This window comes from Streptomyces olivochromogenes, assembly GCF_021538895.1.
In the GTDB taxonomy this organism is placed as follows: domain Bacteria; phylum Actinomycetota; class Actinomycetes; order Streptomycetales; family Streptomycetaceae; genus Streptomyces; species Streptomyces olivochromogenes_A.
The window spans coordinates 35506-53282 of sequence record NZ_JADDRL010000017.1; the positions used below are offsets into that span (position 1 = coordinate 35506).

Sequence of the window (17777 nt, forward strand, 5' to 3'; positions counted from 1 at the left end):
CACACACGCAGCTGTCGTTTCTTGTCGGGCCTGCCGGTCACTTCCTACCTTGGTGTCCACCCCCAGTCGACACCGCAGGAAAGCGGAGGAACACCTCTGTGTCCGACAGCCGTGTGCCGCGCCCCCGGCGCTTTCTCGTCTGTGAACCCAGACATTTCGGCGTGCAGTACGCGATCAATCCCTGGATGCAACCCGACGTCCAGGTGGATGTGGACCTGGCCCAGGAGCAGTGGCAGGCGCTGATCCGCGTCTACCGTGCCCACGGCCACACGGTCGACACCGTGGAGCCGGTCCCCGGTCTCCCGGACATGGTCTTCGCCGCGAACTCTGCGGTCGTCGTGGGCGGCCGCGTCTTCGGCTCCCTCTTCCACGCGCCCGAGCGCCGCCCCGAGTCGACCCACTACGACACCTGGTTCAAGGCGGCCGGGTTCGACGTGCACCGCCCCGAGTCGGTGTCCGAGGGCGAGGGCGACCTGGTGTGGACGGGCCGGTACGTGCTGGCCGGCACCGGGTTCCGCACGACCCGGGAGGCCCACCGTGAGGCGCAGGAGTTCTTCGGCCACCCGGTGATCAGCCTGACGCTGGTGGATCCGTACTTCTACCACCTGGACACGGCGCTGTTCGTCCTCAACGACGACAACGACCACAACAACATCGTCTACTACCCGGAGGCGTTCTCGCCGGGCAGCCGCGAGGTGCTCCAGCGGCTGTTCCCGGACGCCGTGCTGGCCACCCGCGACGACGCGATGGCCTTCGGACTGAACTCCGTCTCCGACGGCCGCCACGTGTTCATCGCACCGCAGGCCGAGGCTCTCGCCTCGCGCCTGGCCGACCACGACTACATTCCCGTCCCCGTCGACCTGTCGGAGTTCCACAAGGCCGGCGGCGGCATCAAGTGCTGCACCCAGGAGATCCGCTCATGACCGCACCTGCCCGCACGCGTACGTCCGACGACCTGATCCGTGCCGAGCAGCCGGTCCTGGCGCACAACTACCACCCGCTGCCGGTGGTCGTGGCCAGTGCCGAGGGCACGTGGGTCCAGGACGTGGAGGGCCGGCGCTACCTCGACATGCTGGCCGGCTACTCGGCCCTCAACTTCGGCCACCGCCACCCGGGCCTGATCGAGGCGGCGCACCGCCAGCTCGACCGGCTGACGCTGACCTCGCGCGCCTTCCACAACGACCGGCTCGCCGAGTTCGCCGAGCGCCTGGCCGCGCTGACCGGCCTGGACATGGTGCTGCCGATGAACACCGGCGCGGAGGCGGTGGAGAGCGGCATCAAGGTGGCCCGCAAGTGGGCCTACGAGGTGAAGGGCGTCCCGGCCGACCGGGCCACGATCGTGGTGGCCGCGGACAACTTCCACGGCCGTACGACGACGATCGTCAGCTTCTCCACCGACGAGACCGCCCGCACCGGCTTCGGCCCGTTCACCCCCGGCTTCCGGATCGTCCCGTACAACGACCTGGCCGCGCTGGAGGAGGCCGTCGACGAGACGACGGCGGCCGTGCTGATCGAGCCGATCCAGGGCGAGGCCGGGGTCGTCATCCCGGACGACGGCTACCTCGCCGGGGTCCGCGAGCTGACCCGCCGCAAGGGCTGCCTGTTCATCGCGGACGAGATCCAGTCGGGCCTCGGCCGCACCGGCCGCACGCTCGCCGTGGAGCACGAGTCCGTCGTTCCCGACGTCCTGCTCCTCGGCAAGGCGCTCGGCGGCGGCATCGTGCCGGTGTCCGCGGTGGTGGCCCGCCGTGACGTGCTGGGCGTGCTCCGGCCGGGCGAGCACGGCTCGACCTTCGGCGGCAACCCGCTCGCCGCGGCGGTCGGCACGGCGGTGGTCGAGCTGCTGGAGACCGGCGAGTTCCAGCGCCGAGCCGCCGACCTGGGCGTCGTGCTGAGCGAGGGTCTCGCGGCCCTGGTCGGCCGGGGCGTGGTGGGCTTCCGGGCGCGCGGGCTGTGGGCGGGCGTCGACGTCGACCCCGCGATCGGCACCGGCCGCGAGGTCAGCGAGCGCCTCATGCGCGAGGGGATCCTGGTCAAGGACACCCACGGCTCCACGATCCGGCTGGCCCCGCCGCTGACCATCACCGACGAGGAACTGCGCTCCGCGCTGGGCACGTTGGAGAAGGTCCTGACCCAGGGCGGCTGACCCGGGGCGAAGCAACGGTGAGAGGGGGCCGGCCATGGGGCCGGCCCCCTCTGCTGTCGGGGTCGGCCCCCTGCCGGATCAGCTCGCGCCGAGGAGCTGGTTCATCTCCTTGATCTCGCCGTTCTGCGCGGTGACGATGTCGTCGGCCGTGCTCGTGGCGGGACCGTACCGGCCCTCGTCCTTCTCGGTGGTGGCCATCGCGACGGCGCCCCGGTGGTGGTCGATCATCATGGTCAGGAACATGGTGTCGAACTCCTTGCCGGACGCCTTCTTCAGCCGGTCCATGTCCTTGGCACTCATCATCCCGGACATGCCGGGCATCCCCGACATACCGGAGTGGTGGGAGTGGTCCGTGCCGGCCATGGGCACGTCCTCGCCCCAGGACGTCAGCCAGCCGGTCATGGTCCTGATCTCCGGGTCCTGCGCCTTCTGGATGCGCGCGGCGAGGTCCTTGACCCGCACCGAGGACGCGCGGTCGGCCGCGAGTGCGGCCATCTCCAGGGCCTGCCGGTGGTGCGGGATCATGCCCTGCGCGAAGGAGACGTCCTGGGCGTTGTGGGCCTCGGCGCCCGCACTCGGGGACGCGGAGGCGCCGTGGCCGGTGTGACCGGCGCTGTCGTGGTCCTCGCCGCCGCAGGCGGCGAGGAGGAGCGCGGCGGCGGCGAGGACCGCGACGAGGGCGGCACGGCGCGCCGGGGTACGGGTGGTCATACGTGAACTCCTGCGGTGGAAAAGGGAAGTGGGCACGCGTGGGACCGCATCGGCCAGGGGCTCGGTGCGGTCGGCGCGGCTTCTAGATCCGCAGGAGTTGGAGTTCCGCCAGGGACGGTGGCGCGCGTGCGCCGTCCGGTGCCGTCGCCGGGTGGGAGCGGGCGCGTTCGGCCCGTACGGGCGCGGCCACCGGGTCGGGAACCAGCGCGGGCAGCTGCGGTCCCCCGCTCACGGCGGCCGACGCGCACGTCGCGTCGGCGTGCCGCAGGTGGTGTCCGCCGCAGTGCCCTTCGTCGGGGCAGTCGTCGACGGCGGTGAGCGTCGCCACGGCGTGCGCGGAACGGACGTGCTCCGCTCGCTCGACGGCGCCGCCGGGGGCCAGGGCGTGCATACCGAGCAACCCGGCCAGCAGGCCCAGCACGAGCAGCGCGTGCCACCGCCGCGTGGGCGGTCGCGGTGCGCTGTGCTCGGCTGCGATCATCCCGGCCATCGTAGCCAGGGCGCCGGCGGGCGACGCGACCGGGCGCATCCGCACGGAAAGCGGAGGGCCACGATCGGGTGATATGTACTGCCGAACCCTGCGCGTCGCGCGTCGCGTGGGAAGAACCTGGGATATGCGCGGTACGACGAAGTCCGGACTCGATGACCGCAGGCCGAGGCTGAAACTCGGGCCCGGCACCCAGGAGCTGCGGATCGCCACGGCGATGACCGGCGGCGTGAGCCTGGCGATCTGGATGGGCGGCGTGGCGCGCGAGCTGAACCTGCTCCAGCAGGCGGCCTGGTGGCGCGACGGCCTCCCCGAGGACGCGGCGCTCCCCGAGGCGGCCGCCTCGGCGACGGGCGACGAGCGGGCGAAGGCGCTGTACCTGCGGCTGCTGGACCTGCTGGACACCACCGTCTCCGTCGACATCCTGTCCGGCACCAGCGCGGGCGGCATCAACGCCGCGCTGCTGGGGCTCGCACGGGCCCGGTCCTGGGACCTCGGGCCGCTGCGCGACTTCTGGCTGACCTCCGGCGCGTTCGAGACCCTGCTGCGCGATCCCGACGAGAAGCGGCCGCCCTCGCTGCTGCAGGGGGACGGCGTCCTGTTCCAGGAACTCGTGGACGGCATCGCCGATCTGGGCGTACGGGCGTCGTCCACGCCCCCGCTTCCCGGCCCCGGGGACGACGACGCCACACCCCGCCCGCCCAGGACCACCAGGGTCCTCATCACCACCACCCTGCTCACCGGGGAGACGGGCCGGTTCACCGACTCCTACGGCACCCAGGTCCAGGACGACGACCACCGGGGACTGCTCGTCTTCGACGAGGAGGCACTGGCCGACGAGGGCGGCAAACAGGCCGTGGCGCTCGCGGCGCGCAGCAGCGCCTCGTACCCGGCCGCGTTCGAGCCCTCGTTCCTGCCGTACGACACGGCGATCCCGGGACGGCCCGGCGCCCCCGAGCGCCCTCCGATGCGCCAGTACGCCAACATCACCCGCCCGCACTGGGTCGCGGACGGCGGGCTGCTGGCGAACCGTCCGATCCGGCCGCTGCTGCGAGCCGTCTTCGAGCGTCCGGCCGCCCGCCAGGTGCGGCGCGTCCTGCTCTACGTCGTTCCCACGGCCGGCGGCGCGCCCGACCCCCGTCCCACGCCCGCCCCGGAGTCCTTCGAGCGGCCGTGGACCCTGGGCGAGGCCCTGGCCAAGGACCTCGGTGCCGCGCTCAACCAGTCCGTCAGCGCCGAACTGACCGAACTGCGCGACCACAACGACCGGATGGACGCCCTGCGCGACACCCGGCGCCGCATGGCCGAGCTCGGCGCGCAGGGCCGTACGGTCCAGGAGGAACTGGCCGCGTGCCGGCGGCGGCTGGCCGAGGCGACGGGCGCCCCGGCCGACGGGGCCGGCCCGCCGGCTCCGGGGTGCGGGCTGCTCGGCCCCGCGATGCGCGACGACTTCCGCGGCCGTGAGGGCGCCTGGCTGGCCCGTCCCGTGATCGCCGCCCTGATGCGCGCCCTGACCACACGGCCGTACGGCGCGATGACGCGCGCCTGGCTGGACGCCCTGGGGCCGGGCCGCAGCGCCGAGGAGGAGTGCCGGGCCGCCGCGGTGACCGAGACGACGCGGGGGTGGCGCTTCCCGGAGCCCGGCGACGAGGGCACCGCCCTGTACCCACGGCTGGCGGCCTTCGGCGTGGCTCCGTTCAACGGCGCCAAGGCGACGGTGCTGGCCCTGCTCCGGGAGGCGCACGTCTGCTGCCCCGACCGGCGCGACCGGCTGGCCGATGTCGTGGAGCGGGTGCACGAGGCGTACGAGCCGCCGCCGCGGCCGAACCTGGAGGACCTGGTCGAGGAGGTGCTCGACGAGGGGTACGCGGCCGGCTGGCCGCTCCCGCGCGTGGCGGCCGAGGCGATGAAGCGGTACGCCCCCGAGCCCGCCGAACCGGCCACGGGGCCGGGGTCCGACGGCCGACGGGATCCCCGCCTCCGGAACGGCTGGGAGCGGCTCGCCGAGGCCGTGGTCGTCCTGCGCGACATCGTCCCGGACGCGCTCCTCGCCCCGCCCGCCACCGGCGTCCCGTCCCCTCCCAGCAGCGCCGAGGGGCGACGGCAGCGGGCCGCCGCGGAACTCCTCGCCTACTTCGACTTCCTGCCCGCCCACGCCGACGGCACGGCCCTCGCCCTGTTCGAGCTGCACGTGGCGACCCGCTCCGTGCTCCCGGTGGGCACCGAGGTCGAGCAGCCCGTCGAGCTGGTGCAGGTCAGCGCCGACACCCGGTGCCTCCTCGCACACCGCCGCGCGACGGCGGCCTCGAAGCTCACCGGTCTCCAACTGCACCACTTCGGCGCCTTCTACAAGTCCTCCTGGCGGGCCAACGACTGGACCTGGGGCCGGCTGGACGGCGCCGGCTGGCTGGTGCACCTCCTGCTCGACCCGAGGCGGATCCTGACCGTCGTACCGGAGCACCCGCCCACCGGGAGCCGCGGCGAGTGGTTCTACGGGAAGTTGCGCGAGCTGTTCGCGGCCGGCGCGGACCCGGACGACGTCGTCGGTACGGCCGCCGACGGATCCGGGATCCGGCTGACCGAGCGGGACGTCCTGGGCGAGCTGGGCTTCCTCGACGACGGCGACGCACCCCTGCCGCGCAGCCTGCCCCTGACGTCGATGTGGGTGGCGAAAGCCTGGCAGCGGTGCGTCGTCGAGGTCGAACTGCCGGTCCTCGCACGGGAGGTGATGGCCACACCGTCCGCACGGGGCCACACCTGGGCCGCCCAGGTGCTCGACGCGGCGGGCCGCCCCGCCCGGGCCCAGGCGGCCGCCCGGACCGCCGAGGCGGCGGTGGTGAACGGCACCTGGACCCCCGTACAGCGCGGACTGGTCACCACGGCGCTGCTGGACGGCTCGCCCGCCGCGGCGCCGGACCCCGACGCGCTGGCCGCCCCTCCTCATCGGGCTGGTGGCGCTGGTCGTCGGCGTGCTGTCGATGTTCCAGCAGGCCACCTGGCTCGGTCTGACCGGCGTGGTGCTCGCGCTGATCGGCGGCTATCTGCTCGCGCTCGGCGGCTACGCGCACTGGCGCAAGGTGCTGGTCGGCGCGGGGACGTTCACGCTCGTGGTGGCGGTCTTCTTCCTCGCCTGTCCGATCGGGCGCCGCTGGCTGTTCGGCAACGACCACGGCGACGTGGGGGCGTTCGGCCGGCACGCGCTGCCGTGGCTGCGCGCGCCATGGTGGCACCCGCTCGTCGCCCTGGGCGCGCTCGTGGCCCTGGCGCTGCTGCTCAGCGGCCTGTTCGGAGCACTCCGACGGCGTGAACGGGCCCCCGCCGTCGCTCCGTTGGCCGACTCCGGGCCCGGGTCGGGCGCCGGGTGAACACCTGGCGGCCCGGCGGCAAGACCCGCGCGCCTGCCACTCAGCACCGCTATCGCGCCAGCCTGCGGCTTCGGGTTGCCCCACGGCCGCGACGGAGACGAGTGTGGTCCGGCGACCGACGTCCGCGACGGTTCCGGCCCGCTGTGCCTGCCCCTACACTGGCACCCCATCACGCGCCGGTTGACCTGCGAGAACACGGCGGCTCAGGAGATCCACCGGAGTGAGGAGCGACCCCCTTTGTTCTACTACCTGCTGAAACATGTGTTGTTGGGTCCCTTGTTGAGACTGTTCTTCCGGCCGCGAATAGAGGGCCTGGACAACGTGCCGGCGTCGGGGCCGGCCATCGTCGCCGGCAACCACCTCTCGTTCTCGGACCACTTCCTGATGCCGGCGATGCTCAAGCGGCGCATCACCTTCCTCGCCAAGGCCGAGTACTTCACCGGACCGGGCATCAAGGGCCGTCTGACCGCGGCCTTCTTCCGCAGCGCGGGCCAGATCCCGGTCGACCGCTCCGGCAAGGACGCGGGCCAGGCGGCGATCCGCGAGGGTCTCGGGGTGCTGCGCAAGGGCGAGTTGCTCGGCATCTACCCGGAGGGCACGCGCTCGCACGACGGCCGGCTCTACAAGGGCAAGGTCGGGGTCGCCGTGATGGCGCTGAAGGCCGGGGTCCCGGTCGTCCCCTGCGCGATGATCGGCACCTTCGAGGCGCAGCCGCCCGGCAAGGTCATCCCGAACGTCCACCCGGTCGTCATCCGCTTCGGCAAGCCCCTCGACTTCTCCCGCTACGCCGGAATGGAGAACGAGAAGGCGATCCTGCGCGCCGTCACCGACGAGATCATGTACGCGATCCTGACGCTCTCGGAGCAGGAGTACGTCGACCAGTACGCGGCGGTCGTCAAGGCGGAGGAGACCGCCTCGAAGGGCGAACGGGAACGCAGATTCCCGCGGGCGCCGCTCGGTTGAGCCTCGCGCTCGACGGGCGCGGACGAAGAGGAAGGGGCGGCCGGAGTTCCGGCCGCCCCTCGCTCGTGTACCGGACGTGGTTACGGCTTGGGCGTCGCGTGCGGCGCGCAGGTCACGTCGGCGGTGTCGACCTTGCCGTCGATCAGGTAGGCGTCGACCCGGCTGTTGATGCACGGGTTGACCAGGCCGGTCACGCCGTGCGAGCCCGCGCCCTTCTCGGTGATCAGGCGGGAGCCCTTGAAGCGCTGGTGCAGTGAGACGGCGCCCGGGTACGGGGTGGCCGCGTCACGCGTGGACTGCACGATGAGGACCGGCGGCAGACCCTTGTGGGTCTTGACGTTCACCGGGGTCTGCTGCTTGACCGGCCAGGTGGCGCACGGCAGGTTCATCCATGCGTTGGCCCAGGTCATGAACGGGTAGTCCTTGTTGAGCTTCGTGTTGTCCCGGTCCCACTTCTTCCAGCTGGTGGGCCACTTGGCGTCGGTGCACTCGACGGCCGTGTAGACGGCGTTGCCGTTCTCCGCGGAGATGTTGCCCGCGGTGTCGGACAGGTCGGGCGAGGCCGCGTCGACGAGTGCCTGGGTGTCACCGGCCACGTACTTGCTGAAGACGGTGGCGACCGGCACCCACGAGGAGTCGTAGTACGGGGCGCTCTGGAAGAAGGAGATCAGCTCGGCCGGGCCGACGACCCCGCCGATGGGGTTCTTCTTGGCGGTCGCGCGCAGTTCGAGCCACTTGGCCTGGACGGCGTCGCGAGTCGTGCCGAGGTGGAAGGCGGCGTCGTTGGCGGCGACCCAGTCCTCCCAGTCCTTCCAGCGGCCCTCGAAGGCGATGTCCTGGTTCAGGTTGGCCTGGTACCAGATGTTCTCGCGCGCCGGGTCGACCACGCTGTCCACGATCATCCGGCGGACGTGGCCCGGGAACAGCGTGCCGTAGACGGCGCCGAGGTAGGTGCCGTAGGAGACGCCCAGGTAGTTGAGCTTCTTCTCGCCGAGCGCGGCCCGGATGACGTCCAGGTCGCGTGCGGTGTTCGGCGTGGTCATGTGCGGCAGCATCGTGCCGCTGCGCTCGTAGCAGCCGTCGGCGTACTCGCGGGCCAGCTTGCGCTGGGCCTTCTTGTCGGCCTCGGTGTCCGGCACCGGGTCCATCTTGGGCGCCTTGACGAACTCCTGCGGGTCGATGCAGGAGATCGGCGTGGAGTGGCCGACGCCGCGCGGGTCGAAGCCCACGAAGTCGTACGCCTTGGAGGTGTTGACCCACAGGGGGTTCTTGGTGGTGACCCGGCGCGGGAACCGCAGGCCGGAGCCGCCGGGGCCGCCCGGGTTGTAGATGAGCGCGCCCTGGCGCTCCGACTTCGTCCCGGTGCTGCCGATGCGGTCGACGGCGAGCTTGATCTGCTTGCCGAACGGCTTCGCGTAGTCGAGCGGCACGGTGACCCAGCCGCACTGGATCGGCTTCTCCAGCCCCCAGTCGGCCGGGCAGTCCTGCCAGTCGATGCCCGCCTTCGCGGCCCGCGCGGCGGCGATCGTGGCGCCGCGGGCCTCCCGGTCCTGGCCGGGCCGGCTGTCGGCGCTGGCCGTGGGCGCCGCGAGGGCGCCGGTTATCAGCGTGGCCGTGACGAGGACTCCGGCCGAACCGAGCGTCAGCGCGCGGTTCTTCGGTCTGATGTCCCTCAAGTGGGCCCCTCCCGTGCATGGTTGCGGATGGTCACCGGGATCCTCGCGGCTGTGAAGAGCCTGAGAACAGGGGTCGTCGACCTTCTTTACCAATCCGATAACCGGATGATCATGTCCCGCTGAGCGGAATCAACCGATCAGTGCCAGTGCCTCGTCCAGCACCCGCCGCAACCGCAGCCCGTCGGACGCCAGAGCGGTCACCAGCACGGCGGGCCCCGCGAGCGGCACCAGCGCAGCGCACTCCCCCAGCATCCGCGCGGCCGCCGGCTCCTCCTCGAACTCCTGCCGTACGACCACAAGTTGCCCCACGGCCCGATGCCCGGCGAGCACGGCGGGCCCGTCCCAGCCGCCCGGCGCACCGGGTCCGCAGGCCAGCTCCTGATCGAGCACGGTCCGCCCCGCCACCCGCACCGTAAGACGACTGCCGAGCCGTCCGGGTTGCTCACCCACCCGCCCCAGCACCTGCTCCTCGCGGAACACGAGCCGCGCACCGCCGGCGAGCTCGACCCGGGTGGTGACCCGCAGGTCGCTCCCCGCCGCCGAGATCAACGGCTCGGGCAGCCACCGCAGTTCCCCTTCGTCGGCGACGTCGAGCCGGACGTCGTAGTGCGCCTCGCCCTTCGCCTGCCCCGGCAGCGCGAGGGTGGCGGCGGCGGACCGGACCTCCAACCGGGCCCCCTGTCCCACCTCCGCCGCGACGGCGAAGCGGTCCCCGCCGAGCGGCCCGCTCATCGCCCCCACCAGCATGACCCGGGCCTCGTCACCGCCCGCCCTCGTCCGGCGGAGCGCGAGCGGCCCCTCCCCTCGCAGCACGGGCAGCGAGGTGCCGCCGCGCCCGTCCGCCCGCGCGACGATCCGCGCGACGGCCCGTACCCCGGTCGCGGTCATGCCGTCCACGCGGCGAGCCGCCCGCGCACCCAGTCGGCCACGTCCGCCACCCCGGTCCCGCCGCGCAACGACTGGAAGACAACCGGCAGTTCGGCCCGCTGCGCCTTCGCGTCCGCCGCCATCCGCGCGAGGTCGGAGCCGACGTACGGCGCGAGGTCGGTCTTGTTCACGACCAGCAGGTCGGCCGTGGTCACCCCGGGCCCGCCCTTGCGCGGGATGTCGTCCCCGCCGGCCACGTCGATCACGAAGATCTGCGCGTCGACGAGTCCTCTGGAGAAGGTCGCGGTGAGGTTGTCCCCGCCGGACTCCACGAGGATCAGGTCCAGCGGCCCGACCTCGTCCTCCAGGTCCTCGACCGCTTCGAGGTTCGCGGAGATGTCGTCCCGGATCGCCGTGTGCGGGCAGGCCCCCGTCTCCACGGCCGCGATCCGCTCGGGCGGCAGCACGGCCTCACGCAACAGGAACTCGGCGTCCTCGCGGGTGTAGATGTCGTTCGTGACGACAGCGAGCGACAGTTCCTCCCGCAACACCCGGCACAGCGCCGCGACGGTGGCGGTCTTCCCGGACCCCACGGGCCCCCCGAGCCCGATCCGCAACGCCCGCCGGGCCCCGTCGGGACGACGAGCATCGGCACTCATGACGGCGGGACCGTGCTGAACGTGATCGATATGCATGTACGGCTCCTGTACGAGCTGACGTGATTCCTGGAAAGGCCCGAATCCCGTGGGCCGGCGTCTCGACCCACCGAGTCCGGCGCCGGGCACCTACGAAGCGAACAGCCGGACAGCCCACGCCGCATGAGCCTCCGCGCTGACCTCCAACACCGGCCCGGAAGCCGCGGGCAACACATCCACCCCGTCGACCGATGCCCGCCGCCCCGCCTCCACGGCCTGGTCCACCACCCGGTCCACCTCCCCGGCCAACCGCGCCAACACCCCGGCCGCATCGAACGGATCGAGACTCAGCAACCGCACCGCCGCCGTCGCGGGCCCACTGACGCTCTCGTACGCCGCGCAGTACGCCGCGTCGTCCGCCCCCAGCCCCGCCGCCCGTGCCGTGAGCCCGAGCACCACCGGCTGATGCGCCCCCTTGGGGAACTCCCCTGCCAGGGCGTCCAGTTCGGCCGAGGGCCAGGTCGCCCGCGCCGCCCGCGTCAACTGCCGCCCGAGCCGCCGCGCGGCACCCCGCAACGCCGGCGAGGGCGTCCGCGCGTCCGCCGCCGCGTCCAACTCCCCGGGATCCAGCCCGAGTACGGCCGCCGCGGCGATCGAGGCCGCGACGAGCCCCGCCGTGTGCAGCCGGCCCCGGCAGAAGTCCTCCAGGTTCGCGGCCCCGGTGATCCGCCCGGCGCGGACGGCCGCCTCCGCCCCGCCGGAGTGCGCGTGCCCCCCGGCGGGAAAGCGGCCGTCGGCCAGGACCAGTAGCGCTGCCCGTGCCATCTCGCCCCCTCAGAAGAGGAAGTAACGCTGGGCCATGGGAAGTTCGGCGGCCGGTGCCGCCTCGACCAGCTCCCCGTCGATGCGTACGGCGAAGCTGTCGGGGTCGACCTGGACCCGCGGCCGCGCGTCGTTCTCCTTCATCTCGGCCTTCGTCACCCCGCGCGTCGACTCGATGGCGACGAAGCGCTTGCCCAGCCGCAGCCGCTCCGGCAGCCCGTCCTCGACGGCCAGCGGCGCCACGAAGTTGACCGAATTGGCCGCGGGCGCCCGCCCCATCGCCCCGTACATCGGACGCGGCAGGATCGGCTGCGGCGTCGGAATGGAGGCGTTCGCGTCGCCCATCTGCGCGTACGCGATCTGCCCGCCCTTGATGACGAGCTGCGGCTTCACACCGAAGAACGCGGGCTCCCACAGCACCAGGTCGGCGAGCTTCCCGGTCTCCACGGAGCCCACCTCCCGCGCGAGACCCTGCGCGAGCGCCGGATTGATCGTGTACTTGGCGACGTACCGCCGCACCCGCAGGTTGTCGGCGCGCCCGTCCCCCGGCAGGGCGCCCCGCCGCCGCTTCATCACGTGCGCGGTCTGCCAGGTCCGCAGGACGACCTCGCCGACCCGCCCCATGGCCTGGGAGTCGGACGAGATGATCGAGATGGCGCCCAGGTCGTGGAGTATGTCCTCCGCCCCGATGGTGGACGGCCGGATCCGGGACTCGGCGAAGGCGAGATCCTCCGGCACGGCAGGGTTGAGGTGATGACACACCATCAGCATGTCGAGGTGTTCCTCGGCGGTGTTGACGGTGTACGGCCGCGTCGGATTCGTCGAGCTGGGCAGCACGTGCGGCTCGGAGACGACGGTCATGATGTCCGGCGCGTGCCCGCCGCCCGCGCCCTCCGTGTGGTACGCGTGGATGCCGCGCCCGCCGATCGCGGCGAGGGTGTCGCCGACGAACCCGGCCTCGTTCAGCGTGTCCGTGTGGATGGCGACCTGGATGCCGGTCCGGTCGGCGACGGTCAGCGAGGCGTCGATGACGGCCGGGGTGGAGCCCCAGTCCTCGTGCAGCTTGAGGCCCAGCGCACCGCCGCGGATCTGCGAGAGCATCGCCTCCTGGGAGACGGTGTTGCCCTTGCCGAGGAAGCCGATGTTGAGCGGGTACCGCTCCATCGCCTCCAGCATCCGGGCCAGATGCCAGGGGCCGGGCGTCACGGTGGTCGCCTTGGAGCCCTCGGCGGGCCCGGTGCCGCCGCCGACCAGGGTGGTGATGCCGGCGGAGAGCGCCTCGTCCGCGATCTGCGGGCAGATGAAGTGGACGTGCGCGTCGATGGCGCCCGCGGTCAGGATCCGTCCGTTGCCGGCGATCACCTCGGTCTCCGGGCCGATGACCAGATCCGGGTGCACGCCGTCCATGGTGTCGGGGTTGCCCGCCTTGCCGATGCCGGCGATCCGGCCGTCGCGGATGCCGACGTCGGCCTTGACGATCCCCCAGTGGTCGATGACGACGACACCGGTGATCACGGTGTCGGGGGTGCCGTCGGCGCGGGTGGCGCGCGACTGGCCCATGGACTCCCGGATGACCTTGCCACCGCCGAACACGGCCTCGTCACCGGCGAGTCCGGGCCCGCCGCAGCGGTCCTCCTCGATCTCGACGAGCAGGTCGGTGTCGGCGAGCCGGATCCGGTCGCCGGTGGTCGGCCCGAACAGGTCGGCGTACGCGGCGCGGGAGAGCTCAGGCATCGAGGGCACCTCCGGTCTCCCCGCGCAGTCCGGGCACGACGCGGGCGCCGGCCAGCGGTACGAGTTCGACGTCGACGGGGATGCCGGGCTCGAAGCGCACGGCGGTGCCGGCGGCGACGTTCAGCCGCAGCCCGCGCGCGGCGGCGCGGTCGAACTCCAGGCCGGGGTTGGCCTCGGCGAAGTGGTAGTGGGAGCCGACCTGGACGGGCCGGTCGGCGGCGTTGAGCACGGTCAGGCGAGTGACCTCGCGGCCCTCGTTGCAGACGATCGGCTCGTCGGCGAAGAGGATCTCTCCGGGAATCACGACGGCCTCCCCGTCATACGATCGGGTCGTGGACGGTGACGAGCTTGGTGCCGTCCGGGAAGGTCGCCTCCACCTGGACGTCGTGGATCATCTCGGGGATGCCCTCCATGACGTCGTCCCGGGTGAGCAACGTGCGGCCGGAGGCCATCAGTTCGGCGACGGTACGTCCGTCGCGCGCGCCTTCGAGGATGTGCGACGTGATGAGCGCGACCGACTCGGGGTGGTTCAGCCTGAGGCCCCGGGCCCGGCGCTTGTCGGCCACGTCGGCCGCCACGTGGATCAGCAGCCGTTCTTGCTCGTGCGGGGTCAGTTGCACGTCCCACCTCACCGTCCTCGCCCGGACCGTGCGGGGTCCGGATGCCGCGCCCCGGGGCAAAGTCCCTGGTGGCGTGATGCGGCAGGCTAGTTGGACCGAGTTTCGAGCACGTTAACCAAGCTGTGATCCCTCGGTCACCGGTGCGCGGTGCGCGCAGGCCCGTCAACGCCCTCAGTCCCGCCCTTCAGGGTTCCCTCGGGCGGTTCGCCGACAGGCGGCGGCCGAGGGTACCCCCGTGCCGAGCGTCGGCATGGTGGCCGCCCCCGCGACGGACCCGCGCGGCAGCGCCCTCACGGCGAGCGTGCTACCGCTGGCCCCGGCCGCCACAGCGGCGGGCGCGGTGAGGACCCTGCTCGGGCTGCGCGGGTGGTGGTATTCGGCAACCCGTTCTCGGGCGCCACCTCGGCCCCGCAGGTGCCGACCGAGGCCGTCGGGACGATCGGCCAGTGGCTGCCGCTGGGCGCGGGCGCGACCCTGCTGGGCTCGGTGTCGTTCTTCGACGGCGCGGCGGCCGCCCCCCGCCCTCGGCCTGGGCGCCGCACTGGCCGGCAGCGCTGCGGTCCCGCGCCACGAGCATCGCGTCGGCCCGGAGAGCCGTACCCCTAGGCCCCGTTGGACCCCCGGTGCTCGGCGGCGATGCCGAAGCGCCTGCGTTCGCGGGACGCGGGGGCGGGGTCGCGGACGCCGGAGACCGAGCTGATCACCGGCTCCTCGGCGGGCTCCTGGAGCTCCTCCAGCCGTTCGAGGTCGGCGGCGGAGACGAGGGCGACGAGAGGCTTGCCGTGCCGGGTCACGACGACACGCTCACCGCCGTACACCACCCGGTTGATCAGGTCGGCGAGCTCAGCCCTGGCTTGAGTCACCGGAATCTCGTAGGCCATACCCACAGCTTACGGGGCTCCCCCGGACACACCGCCCCGAGGACAGCCATCCCAAGAGTCTGTACGTCCTGTACATTTTTTACAGACAGCTCTGCCGGAGACGGCTCTGCCGACAGGAGGGGTATGCCATGACCCGACCGTCCGCCCGCTATGTCCTGCCCGAGTTCACCGAGCGCACGAGCACCGGCCACCGCACGCTCGATCCGTACTCCAAGCTCCTTCAGGAGCGGATCGTCTTCCTCGGCACACCCATCGACGACACGTCGGCCAACGACGTGATGGCACAGTTCATGCACCTGGAGCACGACAACCCCGACCGGGACATCTCGCTGTACGTCAACTCCCCCGGCGGCTCCTTCAGCGCGGCGGCGGCGATCTACGACACGATGCGGTACGTCACCTGCGACGTGGAGACGATCTGCTTGGGCCAGACGGGTTCCTGCGCCGCGCTGTTGCTCGCGGCCGGCACACCGGGCAAGCGGTTCACGCTGCCGGGCGCGCGCATGCTGCTCCGGCAGCCGTCCCTGCCCGAGCCGGTGCAGGGCCAGCCGAGCGACCTCGTCATCCAGGCCGAGGAGTTGACCCGGGTCCGCGCCCTCCTCGAAGAGATGCTCGCCCGGCACACGGGCCGCGACCCGGAGCAGGTGCACGAGGACCTGGAGCGGGACATGGTGCTCGACGCGCAAGGAGCGCTGGAGTACGGGCTGGTGGACGGGATCATCCCGAGCCGCAGGGCCTCGCGCGGCACGCCGGACGCGAGGTGAGCCGCCGATGCTGCCACCGGAACTTCCGCCGCTGCCCGCGCTGACCCGTGCCGAGGGCGAGTTGATCGACCGATACCTGGACGTGGTCGATCTGCTCGGCCGGATCAACCCGGGCCGGCACGGGGACACGTACCGTGGACTGCGGGCGGCCCAGGCGCTGGTCGCCAAGGCCACGGACTTGCGCGACGCGCTGGCCCTGATGCACCGAAGGGGCGAGGCGGAGGTGCACGCGGCCACTCTGGCACGGGCGTTGCGGGTGCTCGACGGCGAACGACGCACCGCCCGCCTCGCCGTGCCGCCCGACGACACCTGCTGACGGCGTGGGTTGACCGCGCGGCTGTCCGTCGACACGTGCGCGGTCCGGTCGAAACGATCCAAATGACGTACCCCCGTTCGGCGTAGCGGCGCGTCCTTTCACTCGACCGTCAGGGTTGCGCAACGCGCTTGCCCGAGAGGTGTCGTGAGGCGCTTTCGCGCTGGTCCGGGGCCTCGTGACCCACTGGACCATGACTCGAACACAGCACTGTCCACCCGAACGGGTGAGTGGTGAGTAACACCACAAATCCCCGATTCCATTGGGATTTTCGGACACCTGTGAGTGAAGATCCCTGTCTGACGACAAGCCCCCGCCACAACGGCGGGGCGGTCCGGGCGGACGCCGAGTCCTGCCGCCGCCCGGATGACCGGTCGACAGGAGTGGATCGGCAGGAGTGGAGGACCCGAGCAAGACGGGTCGCCGGAACGGACGTTCTTCGTCTGTTTGTTCGTTCCGAGCAGCCCTTGGGGTGAAGCCGCGGCAACGCGGCCGGGCAACTTCGCCAGCCCGAATCCGACAGGTCATCCTTCACAGGCGGCTGACGAAGGGTTGCGCATGACTGCGCTCAATCGTGTCCCGTCGCTCATGGCCCGGGCCGGTACGGCCTCGGCCCTCACCATCGCCGCCGTGGGCGGCTCGATCGTGGTCCCGGGCTTCGCCGCCGACGCCTCGGCGGCGACCATGGCGACGAAGGCACTCCAGGTCGCGGCCTCCAAGAAGGGTGCCCCGTACAAGTGGGGCGCCACGGGGCCGCGCAGGTTCGACTGCTCCGGGCTGACGCTGTACTCGTACAAGAAGGCGGGCAAGACCCTGCCCCGCACGGCCGCCCAGCAGTACAACAGGACGCACCACGTCTCGGCCAGGAACCGCAAGGCCGGAGACCTGGTGTTCTTCCACTACGGCTCCAGCGTCTACCACGTCGGCATCTACGCCGGGAAGGGGAAGATCTGGCACGCCCCGAAGACCGGGGACGTGGTGAAGCTCCAGAAGATCTGGACGAGGAGCGTCTGGTACGGCCGGGTCAGCTGACCTGCCCGAGGGGGTGGCGGCGACTGACGTGCCGTCACCCCCTCGGGGCCTGGCCCGAGATGACGTGCGGTCAGGTCACGACACGTACGGTTCGAGCAGCAGGGCCCCGCCCAGAACCGTCAGCGCCAGGCCGGTCCCCGTCCGCAGGGCCCGGGCGGCCCGCGGCCGGCGCAGCCACCCGCCGAGCCGGTCGACGAGCAGCGCGACCGTCGGGAACCACACGAGGGTCAGCCCGATCACGATCAGGGCGAGCAGCAGGGTCCTGGGCAGCGCGGGGCTCCCCGCGGGCACGAACTGGGGCAGCAGACTGAGGAAGGTCAGCGAGACCTTGGGGTTGAGGGCGTTGGTGACGAACCCCTGCCGCACGGGGTGCGTGGCCGCCGCCGAGAGCGCCTCGGGCTCCTCCACCGGCCCCCGCAGCGCCCACAGGGTCCGTACGCCGAGATACAGGACGTAGGCGCCGCCCAGCAGTTGCAGGGTCCGGAACAGCGCCGGCACGGCCACCAGGACCGCGGCGACCCCCGCGACCACCAGCGTCGTGTGCACGAGCAGCCCGCCCGCGATGCCCAGCGCGCAGGCCACGCCCGCGCGGCGGGAGACCAGTGCGTTGCGTACGACGACGGTGAAGTCGGCACCCGGCATGGCGACCATGCCGGCGGCGACCCCGGTGAAGGCGATGAGCTGTCGGTCCATGGGCTCAGCCTGCCGGAGCACAGCCTTCAGCAGGTATGTCGAATCCTCTGGGTTAGCCTTAAGCATCT

18 protein-coding genes, 1 pseudogene and 1 riboswitch are annotated in these 17777 nt (G+C 72.3%); of the genes and pseudogenes, 8 read left to right on the top strand and 11 right to left on the bottom strand.

Annotation, left to right across the window (positions count from 1 at the left end):
* Positions 1 to 98 precede the first annotated feature (98 nt).
* Positions 99 to 923 carry a dimethylargininase gene (gene ddaH, locus IPZ69_RS11050; protein ID WP_235453874.1) on the top strand — a complete coding sequence of 275 codons (825 nt, stop codon included), beginning with the start codon at positions 99 to 101 and terminating at the stop codon, positions 921 to 923.
* Positions 920 to 2146: an ornithine--oxo-acid transaminase gene (gene rocD / locus IPZ69_RS11055; RefSeq protein WP_235453875.1), complete on the top strand. Its 1227-nt coding sequence runs from the start codon at positions 920 to 922 to the stop codon at positions 2144 to 2146. The genes ddaH and rocD overlap by 4 nt, the downstream gene beginning before the upstream one ends.
* 78 nt (positions 2147 to 2224) lie before the next feature.
* Here rocD and IPZ69_RS11060 read toward each other — a convergent pair whose 3' ends face one another.
* Positions 2225 to 2857: a DUF305 domain-containing protein gene (locus IPZ69_RS11060; protein ID WP_235453876.1), complete on the bottom strand. Its 633-nt coding sequence runs from the start codon at positions 2855 to 2857 to the stop codon at positions 2225 to 2227.
* A gap of 82 nt (positions 2858 to 2939) precedes the next feature.
* The gene (locus IPZ69_RS11065; RefSeq protein WP_235453877.1) at positions 2940 to 3338 is read right to left on the bottom strand and encodes a DUF6153 family protein; all 399 of its coding nucleotides are present in this window, start codon (positions 3336 to 3338) and stop codon (positions 2940 to 2942) included.
* Positions 3339 to 3471: 133 nt separating this feature from the next.
* Between IPZ69_RS11065 and IPZ69_RS11070 the strand changes: the two genes are divergently transcribed.
* Together IPZ69_RS11070 and IPZ69_RS11075 are read left to right on the top strand one after the other, a co-directional pair.
* Positions 3472 to 6651 carry a patatin-like protein gene (locus IPZ69_RS11070; RefSeq protein ID WP_235453878.1) on the top strand — a complete coding sequence of 1060 codons (3180 nt, stop codon included), beginning with the start codon at positions 3472 to 3474 and terminating at the stop codon, positions 6649 to 6651.
* A 295-nt stretch (positions 6652 to 6946) separates the two neighbouring features.
* Positions 6947 to 7672 (top strand): lysophospholipid acyltransferase family protein, encoded by a 726-nt coding sequence (locus tag IPZ69_RS11075; RefSeq protein ID WP_235453879.1) that lies wholly within the window; start codon positions 6947 to 6949, stop codon positions 7670 to 7672.
* Between the two features lie 80 nt (positions 7673 to 7752).
* Here the strand turns inward: IPZ69_RS11075 and IPZ69_RS11080 are convergent, their stop codons facing one another.
* From IPZ69_RS11080 to IPZ69_RS11110, 7 genes are all read right to left on the bottom strand, one after another.
* Positions 7753 to 9348 carry an alpha/beta hydrolase gene (locus IPZ69_RS11080; RefSeq protein WP_235453880.1) on the bottom strand — a complete coding sequence of 532 codons (1596 nt, stop codon included), beginning with the start codon at positions 9346 to 9348 and terminating at the stop codon, positions 7753 to 7755.
* Positions 9349 to 9477: 129 nt separating this feature from the next.
* Entirely contained in the window at positions 9478 to 10236 is a 759-nt protein-coding gene (locus IPZ69_RS11085; RefSeq protein WP_235453881.1) for an urease accessory protein UreD, read from the bottom strand.
* A complete protein-coding gene (gene ureG, locus IPZ69_RS11090; RefSeq protein WP_235453882.1) occupies positions 10233 to 10910 on the bottom strand; it encodes an urease accessory protein UreG in 678 nt (225 codons plus the stop codon). The genes IPZ69_RS11085 and ureG overlap by 4 nt, the downstream gene beginning before the upstream one ends.
* A 90-nt stretch (positions 10911 to 11000) precedes the next feature.
* Complete coding sequence (locus IPZ69_RS11095; RefSeq protein WP_235453883.1) at positions 11001 to 11675, bottom strand: urease accessory protein UreF; 675 nt, start codon at positions 11673 to 11675, stop codon at positions 11001 to 11003.
* A 9-nt stretch (positions 11676 to 11684) separates the two neighbouring features.
* The gene (locus IPZ69_RS11100) at positions 11685 to 13406 is read right to left on the bottom strand and encodes an urease subunit alpha (protein ID WP_235453884.1); all 1722 of its coding nucleotides are present in this window, start codon (positions 13404 to 13406) and stop codon (positions 11685 to 11687) included.
* Complete coding sequence (locus IPZ69_RS11105) at positions 13399 to 13710, bottom strand: urease subunit beta (protein ID WP_235453885.1); 312 nt, start codon at positions 13708 to 13710, stop codon at positions 13399 to 13401. Before IPZ69_RS11105 ends, IPZ69_RS11100 begins: the two co-directional genes overlap by 8 nt.
* 13 nt (positions 13711 to 13723) lie before the next feature.
* Positions 13724 to 14026, bottom strand: coding sequence for an urease subunit gamma (locus IPZ69_RS11110; protein WP_235453886.1), 303 nt, complete (start codon positions 14024 to 14026; stop codon positions 13724 to 13726).
* Between the two features lie 199 nt (positions 14027 to 14225).
* Between IPZ69_RS11110 and IPZ69_RS47725 the strand changes: the two are divergent.
* Positions 14226 to 14726, top strand: a pseudogene (locus tag IPZ69_RS47725) (hypothetical protein); the annotation flags it as partial.
* Here the strand turns inward: IPZ69_RS47725 and IPZ69_RS11120 are convergent.
* Entirely contained in the window at positions 14629 to 14907 is a 279-nt protein-coding gene (locus IPZ69_RS11120; RefSeq protein WP_235453887.1) for a type II toxin-antitoxin system Phd/YefM family antitoxin, read from the bottom strand. The pseudogene IPZ69_RS47725 and the gene IPZ69_RS11120 overlap by 98 nt on opposite strands.
* Positions 14908 to 15035: 128 nt before the next feature.
* On the opposite strand from IPZ69_RS11120, the gene IPZ69_RS11125 reads away from it, so the two are divergent.
* From IPZ69_RS11125 to IPZ69_RS11135, 3 genes are all read left to right on the top strand, one after another.
* A complete protein-coding gene (locus tag IPZ69_RS11125) occupies positions 15036 to 15671 on the top strand; it encodes an ATP-dependent Clp protease proteolytic subunit (RefSeq protein ID WP_235453888.1) in 636 nt (211 codons plus the stop codon).
* 7 nt (positions 15672 to 15678) lie between these two features.
* A complete protein-coding gene (locus IPZ69_RS11130) occupies positions 15679 to 15987 on the top strand; it encodes a hypothetical protein (RefSeq protein ID WP_235453889.1) in 309 nt (102 codons plus the stop codon).
* 343 nt (positions 15988 to 16330) lie between these two features.
* Positions 16331 to 16539, top strand: a riboswitch (cyclic di-AMP (ydaO/yuaA leader).
* Positions 16540 to 16542: 3 nt separating this feature from the next.
* Positions 16543 to 17016 (top strand): C40 family peptidase, encoded by a 474-nt coding sequence (locus IPZ69_RS11135; protein WP_235453890.1) that lies wholly within the window; start codon positions 16543 to 16545, stop codon positions 17014 to 17016.
* A gap of 75 nt (positions 17017 to 17091) precedes the next feature.
* Here the strand turns inward: IPZ69_RS11135 and IPZ69_RS11140 are convergent, their stop codons facing one another.
* Entirely contained in the window at positions 17092 to 17709 is a 618-nt protein-coding gene (locus IPZ69_RS11140) for a LysE family translocator (RefSeq protein ID WP_235453891.1), read from the bottom strand.
* Positions 17710 to 17777: the final 68 nt, after the last annotated feature.